Source organism: Agrobacterium sp. GW821-FHT14E08, assembly GCF_058803865.1.
This window is the reverse complement of sequence record NZ_JBXAPJ010000003.1, coordinates 783,739-794,928: the sequence shown is the minus strand read 5'-3', so window position 1 is coordinate 794,928 and position 11,190 is coordinate 783,739. Positions and strand designations below refer to the sequence as shown.

General features: G+C 60.4%; 7 protein-coding genes. All 7 read right to left on the bottom strand.

Going from position 1 to position 11,190, the window contains the following annotated elements:
* Positions 1-235: 235 nt before the first annotated feature.
* The 7 genes from AC1ROR_RS16260 to AC1ROR_RS16230 all read right to left on the bottom strand — a co-directional run bounded on the left by AC1ROR_RS16260 (position 236) and on the right by AC1ROR_RS16230 (position 11,097).
* Positions 236-1,189, bottom strand: a complete 954-nt coding sequence (locus AC1ROR_RS16260) for a substrate-binding domain-containing protein (RefSeq protein WP_035220741.1) — start codon at positions 1,187-1,189, stop codon at positions 236-238.
* A gap of 90 nt (positions 1,190-1,279) precedes the next feature.
* A complete protein-coding gene (locus tag AC1ROR_RS16255) occupies positions 1,280-2,281 on the bottom strand; it encodes an ABC transporter permease (RefSeq protein ID WP_498590033.1) in 1,002 nt (333 codons plus the stop codon).
* Positions 2,282-2,319: 38 nt separating this feature from the next.
* A complete protein-coding gene (locus tag AC1ROR_RS16250; RefSeq protein ID WP_498590032.1) occupies positions 2,320-3,843 on the bottom strand; it encodes a sugar ABC transporter ATP-binding protein in 1,524 nt (507 codons plus the stop codon).
* A gap of 187 nt (positions 3,844-4,030) precedes the next feature.
* Positions 4,031-4,654 carry a TetR family transcriptional regulator gene (locus AC1ROR_RS16245; RefSeq protein WP_498590031.1) on the bottom strand — a complete coding sequence of 208 codons (624 nt, stop codon included), beginning with the start codon at positions 4,652-4,654 and terminating at the stop codon, positions 4,031-4,033.
* A 114-nt stretch (positions 4,655-4,768) separates the two neighbouring features.
* Positions 4,769-7,903: a multidrug efflux RND transporter permease subunit gene (locus AC1ROR_RS16240; RefSeq protein ID WP_035220744.1), complete on the bottom strand. Its 3,135-nt coding sequence runs from the start codon at positions 7,901-7,903 to the stop codon at positions 4,769-4,771.
* A gap of 11 nt (positions 7,904-7,914) precedes the next feature.
* Positions 7,915-9,099, bottom strand: coding sequence for an efflux RND transporter periplasmic adaptor subunit (locus tag AC1ROR_RS16235; RefSeq protein WP_142170412.1), 1,185 nt, complete (start codon positions 9,097-9,099; stop codon positions 7,915-7,917).
* A gap of 492 nt (positions 9,100-9,591) precedes the next feature.
* Positions 9,592-11,097, bottom strand: coding sequence for a sensor domain-containing diguanylate cyclase (locus tag AC1ROR_RS16230; RefSeq protein WP_498590030.1), 1,506 nt, complete (start codon positions 11,095-11,097; stop codon positions 9,592-9,594).
* Positions 11,098-11,190: the final 93 nt, after the last annotated feature.

The window sequence follows — 11,190 nt, the reverse complement described above, 5'->3', positions numbered from 1 at the left end:
TCATCACCATCCTCAACGCTATCGCTCGATCAGACACCGCTTTCGCACAATAGGTCCACGGTTGCTTGACCCGGGGATCCACGACCAAGCCGCTTGTGGATCCTCGCCTCAAGGGCGAGGATGACGTCGCGTGTGAGGAAATGTTTGCTGCATTCCCTCTTCGCGTGTTGAAAAAAAGGGTTCCGCCCGCCACTACGCCCGCCTTCCAGCGGGCGTCGCGTGGCCGGACCCCTTATCAGAACGGCGAATCCGGGAAGTAGAACTGCTTGGCATTGTCCTTGGTGATCAGCGTCGCGTCGAGAATATACTCACCCGCAACCGGAACCTGATCATAGAAATGCCCGGCCGTCAGCTGCATGGCGGTCGCCACCATCGCCGGCGGGTAGAGCACGTCGACCGGCACCAGCTTGTCGCCGTCCATGACCTTCTTGATCATGTCCTTGGAGCCGGCACCCGCAACGATATACTGGATATCGGTGCGTTTCGCCTGCTGGATCGCTTCCAGCACGCCAATCGCCATGTCGTCATCCTGACACCAGACCACATCGATCTTCTTGTATTTGGTCAGGTAGTCCTGCATCACGCGGAAGGCGTCGTCGCGGTTCCAGTTGCCGTATTGACGGTCGAGAACCTTGACGCCCGAGCCGGCGATGCCCTTGTCGAAACCGTCCTGACGCTGCTGGTCGATCGGGATAGGCAGACCGCGAATGACCACAACTTCAGCATTCGGCGTGGTTTTCTTGATGTATTCACCCGCCACCTGGCCAAGCGCCGGGTTGTTGCCGGCAACATAGAGATCGCGGATCGAATTGTCGTTGACGCTCGGCGCGCGGTCGACCAGCGCGACGAAGGTGCCCTTGTCCTTGATCTCCTTGATGGCATTGACCAGCGGATCGGGATCGGATGGCAGCACGACCAGCGCATCCAGCCCCTGCACGGCAAGGTCCTGAAGCGCGTTCGCCTGGTTGGCGGCATCCGGCGAGGTCTTGACGATGACGTTCAGACCCGGATGTTCCTGCATCAGAAGTTTCGCCACCCGCTCGGCATGGTAGACGACGCCGGCCGTCCAGCCGTGGTCGGCCGCCGGAATGGATACGCCAATGGTGACCTTCTTGTCCTGCGCATGCGCTGAACCCGCAAGCACCGTGGCCAGCGCGGCAAAGGCCACGCCGATGAATTTACTACGCATAGTCTCTTTCCTCCCAAGACTGGGGCGTTCCTCCTCTTACAACCGCGCCTGCCCCACATAACGCGGCCAAATTCCCCATCGCTCGCCCTGCTATCTGCGGCTGAGCGAACGCTGCACCAGCATGGCGATGATGATGATCGCACCCTGAATGGCGCCGATCAGATATTCGCTGACGAAGTTCGACAGGATCATGATGTTGCCGACGATCTCCAGAATGAAGGCGCCGCAGATCGTGCCCCAGATGCGCCCCACCCCGCCGCGCAGCGCGGTTCCGCCGACAACGACGGCGGTGATGGCCTGCAATTCCCACAACATGCCTGTCGTGGCCGAGGTGGAAGCGAGACGCGGCACATAAAGCAGCACCGCCACCGCAACACAAAGTCCCTGCACGACATAAGCGATGGTGCGGACCCGCGCGACCGAAATGCCGGAATATCGTGCGACATCCTCGCTGGAACCCACGGCTGTCAGATGCCGGCCGTAACGGGTACGGTAAAGCACGAAGGCGGCGATGGCGGCCGTGACGAAGATGACGATAACAGGCACAGGCACGCCGAAGACGTTGCCGAAATAGACCGGGCGATAGAGTGTCTGGATTTCCGGGTTGCGCAGCGTGATCGCACCGCCCTGCGACAGCCAGGTGGTCAGCCCGCGATAGATGCCCATGGTGCCGAGCGTGGCGATGAAAGGTTCGATGCGGCCGATGGTCGTAATGAGACCGTTGGCCAGCCCGCAGGCCGCGCCGATGGCGACAGCCAGCGCCATGGCGGCGAGCAGCATCAACAGCGGACTGGCGATGACACCACTGTTCATGAACAGGATCATCAGGCTGGCGACGAAAGCGACCATCGCACCGACGGAAAGATCAAGCCCGCCGGATGTAATGACATAGGTGGCGCCGAGCGCAATGATGGCGATGAAGGCGCTGCGGGTAACGACATTCAGCAGATTGTCGATGCCGATGAAATTGGGATTGGCGATGGTGCCGAGAACCAGAAGCAGGGCCAGCGCCACAAAAGGCGCCACGGCGCGCAGATCCCAGTCCTTCGAGGTCTTCGGCGTCTTGCCGGTATCAAGTGCGGCCTCAGTCATGTTTCCCCTCAGTATTTTTCCCCTTGCGCATGATCACCTCAGGCAACCTCCTGCGTGTGAACGCCCGTCGCCAGCGCCACGATGTCGTTTTCGGTCATGCGCTCCCCGGTCACCTCGCCGACGATCCTGCCCGAACGCATCACCAGAATGCGGTCGCAAATGCCGATCAGCTCCGGCATTTCCGAGGAAACGACGATGACCGAGCGCCCTTCATCCGCAAGCCCGGCAATGAAGCGGTAGATCTGCTCCTTGGTGCCGATGTCGATACCCCGCGTCGGCTCGTCGATGATGACGATGGACGGATCGAGCAGCATCATCTTGGCAAGCAGCAGCTTCTGCTGGTTGCCGCCGGAAAGCTGGCCCGCCAGCAGATCCTTGCGCCCGGTGCGGATATCGAAATCGTGGATCGCCCCGTCGAGCGCCGCCGTCTCGCGGCGGGTGTCGATCTGGAACAGCCGGCTGAATTTCTTGAGCGAGGCCAGCGTGAGATTGATCCGCAGATCCTTGGTCAGCAGCAATCCCTTGCCCTTGCGGTCCTCGCTCAGGTAAACAATACCGGCCTTCAGGCTGTCTTCCGCCTTGGCGAAATGCACGGGTTTGCCGAGATGGCGGATCGTCCCGCGCCCCGGCCGCAGGCCAAGAACGCCCTCCATAAGCTCCGTTCTGCCTGCCCCAACGAGACCCGCAAAACCGAGAATCTCGCCTTTACGAAGGCTGAAACCGGCATCCTGTGCGTAGCCTGGAACGGTAAAATGCTCCACCTGCAAAACCGGCTCGTGTTCGCCACCGGCGTGCCGGTCCGGATAGAGCTTCGCCACATCGCGCCCCACCATCAGCCGCGCCATATCCGCAGGCTCGAGGGCCGATATCGGATGGGAGGCAACCAGCCTGCCGTCGCGCAGCACCGTTACCCGGTCTGCGATCTCCTTCACCTCCGGCAGGCGGTGCGAAATATAAAGCACGGCCACACCCTTCGCCCTGATGTCGCGGATGACGTTCAGCAGCGCATCGGTTTCAATGGGGGTAAGGCTTGCGGTCGGCTCGTCGAAAATCACCACGCGATGCGGCACCAGCAGCACGCGGGCGATCTGCACCAGCTGCCGCTGGGCAATCGACAGGCTGCCGACGATGGCGTCCGGATCGATCGTGCCGCCAAGATCGCCGATTGCCTTGCGGGCGCCCTCGCGCATGGCGCGGTCGTCCACCATCGGACCTTTGCGCAATTCGCGCCCGAGATAGATGTTCTGCGCCACCGTCAGATCCGGTGCCAGCAATATTTCCTGATGCACGAGAACGATGCCGCGATGTTCGGCATCCACCGGGCCGCTCAGCGTAACAGCCTCGCCGTCAATATGGATTTCGCCGCCCGACGGCTTCTCATTGCCGGCAAGCAGCTTCATCAGCGTGGACTTGCCAGCGCCGTTCTCGCCGATGATGGCGTGAACCTCGCCGGCACGCACCGCGATCTCAATATCCTTGAGAACCTGCACCGGACCAAAAGACTTCGACAGCCCGACCGTCCGGATAAGGGCCGGGTCTGGAGACGCTTCAGCAAAAGCCATGTGCCGTCACCGATATCCGGCGCGAACGGACGGCGCTTGCCCCTTAATTTTATTTGAAATGACCATCTGCGAACTCCTCCCAAAGCTCGAGGAAGAAGCTAGCGTCCGTTTTGAGGTACGTAAAGCAAATTTCGCTGGTCTTTTAGAATACTTAAATTTGACTGCGCCAGCGGGTCCGAAAATCCGGTCATAACGCCGGAAAACGCTGAAAACCCTTCATCAGACGATGCACGGCCTCGGCGCCCTCCTTGGCAAGATCGAAACGCTTGCCGAAAAGCAGCCAGTCGGAACACATGCCCTTTATCAGCCAGTAGATCGCATCGAGTGCCGATTCCGCTGTCCAGTTGTCATTGAAGGCGCCTTCGGCCTCCGCACGCTCGAAAACCGCCTCGAGGCGCTCTTTCTGGGAACGGTCCAATTCCTCCTGCGCGTGCAGAACCGGTGCGAACTCATCGGAATAGTTGGTGCGCAGGCTGATGGTCATGATGCGCTGGCGCTGTTCGTCTCCCGCCAGCAGGGCCAGCCACTTGCAAGCGGCTTCCTCGATTTTGGCGAGAAGCGCCAGGCCTTTCAGATCGGGATCGTCGAAATCGAGCAGATCCGATTCGGGCAAGGCGACCGATTCATAAAGCCCGATGAAAAGGTCGCTCTTGCTGGAAAAATGCCAGTATATCGCACCACGCGTCACACCGGCGGCGGCCGCCACCTCATCCAGGGAGCTGTTGGCCACGCCCTTCTTGAAAAACACCCGCTCGGCAGCGGCAAGAATCGCCTGCCGGGTCTCTTCTGCCTCGGCCTTGGTACGGCGCATGCTGATGTCTCCTTCCAATCATGGCACGGTGCCTTCGCACCGTGCCTTTCTGCATTGCCGGGCTGTCAGTCACATGAACTCAATCAAATGAAAGTGCCGGCCTCTCCATCCGTTTTATTCCGCAGGCGATACGGCGTCAGCAGCAATCTCATTCTCCTTCTTCCGATCCCCGAAAATCTTCATGACAAAAACGAAGAAGACGGGAACGAAGAAGATCGCGAGGATCGTTGCCGAGATCATGCCGCCGAGCACACCGGTGCCGATGGCGTTCTGGCTGGCCGCGCTCGCACCGGAGGCAATCGCCATGGGCAGCACGCCCAGCGAAAAGGCAAGCGAGGTCATCAGGATCGGCCGGAAGCGCAAATGCGCCGCCTCGACTGTGGCATCATAGGTGGATTTTCCCTCTGCCCGCAAATCCTTGGCGAATTCGATGATCAGGATCGCGTTTTTCGCAGACAGTCCGATGATGGCGATGAGGCCCACCATGAAGTAGACGTCGTTCGGCATGCCGCGCAACATCACCGCCGCCACCGAACCGATGACGCCGAGCGGCACCACCAGCATGACGGAGAGCGGAATGGACCAACTTTCGTAAAGCGCTGCCAGAAGCAGGAAGACGAACAGGACGCTGAGCCCGATGAGCGCCGGCGCCTGCGAGCCGGACTGGATTTCCTGCAACGACTGGCCGGTCCATTCGAAACCGAAACCAGCAGGCAATTCACCCGCCAGACGCTCCATCTCGGCAATGGCATCGCCGGAAGAGTAGCCCGGTGCCGATTGTCCGCCGATACGGATGGCCGGATAGCCGTTGTAGCCGACCACCTGCGAGGGACCGCGGACCCATTCAACCGAGGCGAAGGAGCTGATCGGCACCATGCCGCCATTGGCGTTGCGAACGTTGAGGTGCAGAAGATCCTGCGTTTTCATGCGCTGACCCTGCTCCGCCTGCACCGTCACGCGCTGCATGCGGCCGGCATTGGGGAAGTCGTTGACATAGGACGAACCCATATTGGCCGAGATGGTTGCGTTGATGTCGCTGAAGGTCACACCGAATGTATTGGCCTTCTCGCGATCGATGAGAAGATTGACCTGCGCGGAATCCGGCATGCCTTCGATACGAAGACCGGCGAGAACCGGGCTTTGCTGCGCGGCCGCCATCAGTTGCGCACCGGCGGCGCTCAGCGCTGCCTGTCCCGCACCCGCACGGTCCTGCAGGCGGAAAGTGAAGCCGCTGGAATTGCCGAGACCCTGAATGGGCGGTGGCGAAAGCGCAAAGGACATCGCGTCCGGCAAGCCCCACAGCTTGGCGTTTATCCGCGCCGAGATCGCATTGGCGGAATCCTCCGGACCACGCTCGCTCCAGTCCTTCAACGTTGCGAAGGCGAGACCTGCATTCTGGCCGGAGCCCGAGAAGGAGAAACCGGAAACCGCGATCACACGGTCAACCGCAGGCTCTTCCAGAAAGATCTTTTCGATCTGCTGGATGGATTGCAGGGTACGGTCACTGCTTGCTTCCGCCGGCGCCTGGATGTCGACGATCAGGTAACCCTGGTCCTCATTGGGAAGGAAGGAGCTCGGCAACTGCATATAGGCCCAGCCGAGGCCGGCAAGCAGCGCCGCATAGATGACCATGAAGCGGCCAGAGCGCTTGATGATCGACCCAACCGATGAGGAATATTTATGCGACGCCTTGTCGAAGCCGCGGTTGAACCAGCCGAAGAAGCCTTTCTTTTCATGGTGTCCGGCCTTGATCGGCTTCAGGAACGAGGCGCAGAGCGCCGGTGTCAGCGACAGCGCGAGGAAGCCGGAGAACAGGATGGACACCACCATGGTCAGACTGAACTGCTGGTAGATGATGCCGACAGCACCCGGGAAGAAGGCCATGGGCACGAACACCGCCGTCAGAACCAGCGTGATGCCGATGATGGCGCCGGAAATCTGGCCCATCGCCTTGCGGGTCGCCTCCTTCGGCGACAGGTGTTCTTCGGCCATGATGCGCTCGACATTCTCGACGACGACGATCGCGTCATCGACCAGAATACCGATGGCGAGAACCATGGCGAACATGGTCAGAACGTTGATCGAGAAACCCGAGACATACATGATGGCGCAGGTGCCGAGCAGCGCCACGGGCACCACGAGCGTGGGAATGATGGTGTAGCGAATATTCTGAAGAAAGACGAACATCACCACGAAGACGAGGATGATCGCCTCGACCAGCGTATTGATCACCTTCTGGATCGAGATTTTAACGAAGGGGCTGGTGTCGTAGGGGATTTCATATTCCAGACCAGCCGGGAAATAGCGTGACAGTTCCTCCATGGTGGCGCGCACGCCATCGGAAGTCTGCAGGGCATTGCCGGTGGGCGACAGCTGCACGCCGATGGCCGCACTCGGCTTGCCGTTCAGACGGCTGGAAAAGGCGTAGCTTTCACCGCCCACTTCCACCCGCGCCACATCGCGCAGCCGCACGGAGGAGCCGTCCGGATTGGCACGCAGCACGATGGCGCCGAACTCATCCGGCGAGGTCAGCTGACCCTGCACGTTGACGGTGGCCGAAATCTGCTGGCCGATCGGGTTTGGCGACGCGCCGATGCGGCCCGCGGCAACCTGCGAGTTCTGCGCCTGAATGGCGGAGATGACATCGGACGAGGTGAGGCTGAGGCCGAGCATCTTGTCCGGATCCATCCAGATACGCATGGAGCGCTGGGTGGCGAACAATTGCGCGCTACCGACACCCGGCACGCGGCGCAATTCGCCGAGCACGTTGCGGCTGAGATAGTCACCGAGACCGATGGCGTCGGTATTGCCATCCATGGAGGTGAGCGCCACCATCATCAGGAACGAGGTGCCCGCCTGTTCGACGCGCAGGCCCTGCTGCGTGACGGCCTGCGGCAGGCGCGGCTCGACACGGGCGATGCGGTTCTGAACCTCGACCTGCGCCTCGCCGATATTCGTGCCCGGCGCGAAGGTGACGTTGATGGAGATGCTGCCGGAGGCTTCGGAGGTCGATTCAAAATAGAGAAGACCCGGAACGCCGTTCAGCTCCTCCTCGATGGGACGCGTGACGCTCTGATAAATGTCTTCCGGCGCGGCACCCGGATAGGTGGTCGCGATCGAAATCTGCGGCGGTGCCACATTCGGATATTGCGCAATCGGCAGCATGGGAACGGCGAGCAGGCCGGCCAGCATGATGAAGATGGCGACGACCCAGGCAAAAATGGGCCGATCGATAAAAAAACGTGCCATGAAATCGGTCCTTATTGCTTCGCAGCCGGGGCAGCCGCCCCGTCAGCGGCGGCGACATCGGCCTCGCGCGACCACGGTTCGGGCTTCACCTTCGCGCCGGGTGCGGTTTTCTGGAAACCTTCGGCAACCACGCGATCACCATCCTTCAACCCTTCGGAAATCACCCAGCGGTCGCCGATGGCACGGCCGACGCTGACACGCCGCTGCTCGACCGTGTCTTCCGCGTTGACGACAAGCACGCTCGCCTGCCCGCCCGCATCGCGCTGCACGGCCTGTTGCGGCACCGCGAAGGCTGCCCTCTCAATACCCTGCTGGATCTGGACGCGGACATACATGCCCGGCAGCAGATCGCCATTCGGATTGGGGAATTCGCCACGCAACGTCACCTGACCGGTGGTCTCATCGACCGCGGCTTCGGAAAACAGCAGGCGGCCGGGAATAGGATAACGGCTGCCGTCATCGAACAGCAGGTTGACCTCGGCCTCATTCGGGCCGGTCATCAGCTGACCGTCCTGCAGGGCCTTGCGCAGACGAATGAGATCGGCGGCAGGCTGGGTGAAATCGGCATAAATCGGATCAAGCTGCTGGATCGTCGCCAGATTTTCCGAACCGGTGGCGCTGACAAGCGCACCTTCGGTGATCCGCGCCCGGCCGATCATGCCGCTGATCGGTGCGGTCACATTGGCATATTGCAGATTGAGCTTTGCTTCGGCGACACCGGCTTCGGCAACGGCCACCTCGGCATCCGCCTGCGCCAGCTGGGCGATTGCATTGTCGAATTCCTGCTGAGAACCTACGTTGGAACGGCGCAATTGCTGCTGCCTGTCCGCCGTCTGCCGCGCCTGCAGCTGTGCAGCCTGCGCCCGGCGCAGCGTTCCTTCCGCGCTGTCGACACGAACCTGAAACGGTGCGGGATCGATCCGGTAAAGAACGTCGCCTTCCTTGACGAGCGAACCCTGCTCGAACACCCGTTCGACGATGATGCCGGAAACGCGCGGGCGCACTTCGGCAAGCCTTGTCGGCGCGATGCGCCCCGGCAATTCATTGTTGATGGGCAATTCTTCCTGCTTCACCGTCACGACTTTCACCGCGCCGGGTGGAGGCGCGCCGGGCGCAGACGCCTGCTCATCGCTACATCCGACCAGAACGATGCCCGTCAAGAACACCGCCACGATCTGTCCCAATCTCTTCGCCATCCTGCGCTCCGAATCCATAAAATAGGTCACATTTACATACATACTAAGACGTATGTAAAATTCAGGCAATGGATTTGTTGCAGCGCAACAGCGCTCTCACGCGGTTGTGAAAGCTGGCGAGACGGATTGGACAGGGCGTGGTTACAAGGGGCGGAGGATAAATGGCGTTAGAGGCGGGACATATCGCGACTAGCCGGAGGCAACAGTCGGACAAGTGAAGTCCCGCACCCCTTCCGTCATGCCCGGGCCTGTCCCGAGCATCCAAGCCCTTGCGATTCTTAGTGACGTCGGCAAATCCTCGGGACAAGCCCGAGGATGACGTCGAGGCTGAGGGCAAGTCACTCGACAAGCTAAGACCGCTCGCGTCTGCATTCCGGCCAGTCCATCGAAGATCGAGGAATGCGGCTTAGCGGGCATATCGGTGAAGACGATGGGTCCGTTGCCATAAGCAGGAACTGCCCCGCACGTCAAAGAGCCCTGGCCGTCTGAATGTCAGAACAGGCGCTTCAGCGAGGTGCTTTCAGGCTGCGGGCTGGTCTTCGTCGCATCGCTATTATCGGCGGATCTGTTACGCAGCGCCGCATAATAGGCATTTTTCTGCTCGTACATATTCATATCGGCGCGGCGCACCAACGATTCCATCGTCTCGCCAGCCTCGCTGGTTGCAACACCGAGCGACAGGCTGAGCGGCGCGCTGGAATAGAACTGGTTATTGATCTTCAGCAGCTCATAAACGGTATCGACCATGGCCGCGGCGATCTGCTTGTCGGCCCCGGGAAGCAGGATGGCGAATTCGTCGCCGCCGATACGCGCCGCATGGTTGGGCGTCGTCACGACGCCGTTCAGAACCTCGCCCATGCGCCGCAGAAGCGCGTCACCGGCATCGTGTCCCAGCTTGTCATTGGCGTCCTTCAGGCCGTTGAGATCGATGACAATCGCCGAAACCGGGCGCAGCGCGCTGCGATCCAGCCTGTTCAGCTCATCGGAATAAAAAGCGCGGTTATGCAGCTTGGTCAGCACATCGTGCTTGCCCAGATATTCGAGATAGGCTTCCGCCTTCTTGCGCGCGGTGATGTCCGTCAGCGCCACCTGCACCAGCGACCAGTCGCGCTCATGGCCCGGAAAAACGGAGAAGTGCAGCAGCACATGCCGCTCCGAACCATCCAGCGCGTAGTTCACCACCTCGCGGTGATGGGTGAGATTGCCGTTCCAAAGCTCCATCAATTGCTCACGGAAAGGCTTTTCCATCTCGCCGCGGAAAATATCGCCGAGCCGCTGCAACAGAACCTGCCGGTCCGGTGCGCAAAACAGATCCAGCGTCGCCCGGTTGACGTCGATCACCCGGATTTCGCTCATGCATTGGCGAACGAATTCGGGATGCACATCCATGAACACCCGAAAATCGATGATGCCGCGTTCCCTGACTTCCTCGATCAGCCGACGGACCCGGCTAAAATCCTCCACCCAGAGGGAAACCGGCGAATGCTTGAACATGCCTTCGGCATAACGACGGTTGACAAGCTCCTTGCGGCGGGCCTCCTCGCGTTCCGTCACATCTTCGGTCGTCAGCAGCAGCCGCCCGAGCGTTTCTTCATGGCCGGGTATGACCGCGCCGCGCAGCTGGATATCCAGCCGCTTTCCGCCGATCGAATAATTGACGGCATTGCTGGTGAATTCCGTCTTGCCCGCAAAAAGTTCCGAAAGTTCGTTCACGTGGCTTTCGAGCATATCATCGCGAAAAATCCGGTGCAGATTGTCGACGAGATGCGCCTGATCGCGCGCTTCGAACAGCTCCAGCGTTTTGGCGTTGACCTGAAGCACGCGGATTTTCTGCGAACATGCCGCGACGCGGGACAAATCCTCCAGGAGAAAAGTCCTGATATCCTCGACACCCTCCGCACGCCAGATATCAAACTGGTTCTTCACCGCGCTGAAATCTTCGATCCACATCGCCACGGGCGCAAGATTGAAGATATTGGTATCGATCGTCTCAATCATACGGGCAGTCTTCTTCAGGATGAATGCGGGCGGATGCCGAAATCATGCGGAGCAGCGATCGCCAACCGCATATTGGGATTTATTAGGGATATT

Excerpts from the sequence above, each read along its gene's own strand:
- AC1ROR_RS16260 (WP_035220741.1), bottom strand. The coding sequence starts at position 1,189 with ATGCGTAGTAAATTCATCGGCGTGGCCTTTGCCGCGCTGGCCACGGTG.
- AC1ROR_RS16255 (WP_498590033.1), bottom strand. The coding sequence starts at position 2,281 with ATGACTGAGGCCGCACTTGATACCGGCAAGACGCCGAAGACCTCGAAG.
- AC1ROR_RS16250 (WP_498590032.1), bottom strand. The coding sequence starts at position 3,843 with ATGGCTTTTGCTGAAGCGTCTCCAGACCCGGCCCTTATCCGGACGGTC.
- AC1ROR_RS16245 (WP_498590031.1), bottom strand. The coding sequence starts at position 4,654 with ATGCGCCGTACCAAGGCCGAGGCAGAAGAGACCCGGCAGGCGATTCTT.
- AC1ROR_RS16240 (WP_035220744.1), bottom strand. The coding sequence starts at position 7,903 with ATGGCACGTTTTTTTATCGATCGGCCCATTTTTGCCTGGGTCGTCGCC.
- AC1ROR_RS16235 (WP_142170412.1), bottom strand. The coding sequence starts at position 9,099 with ATGGCGAAGAGATTGGGACAGATCGTGGCGGTGTTCTTGACGGGCATC.
- AC1ROR_RS16230 (WP_498590030.1), bottom strand. The coding sequence starts at position 11,097 with ATGATTGAGACGATCGATACCAATATCTTCAATCTTGCGCCCGTGGCG.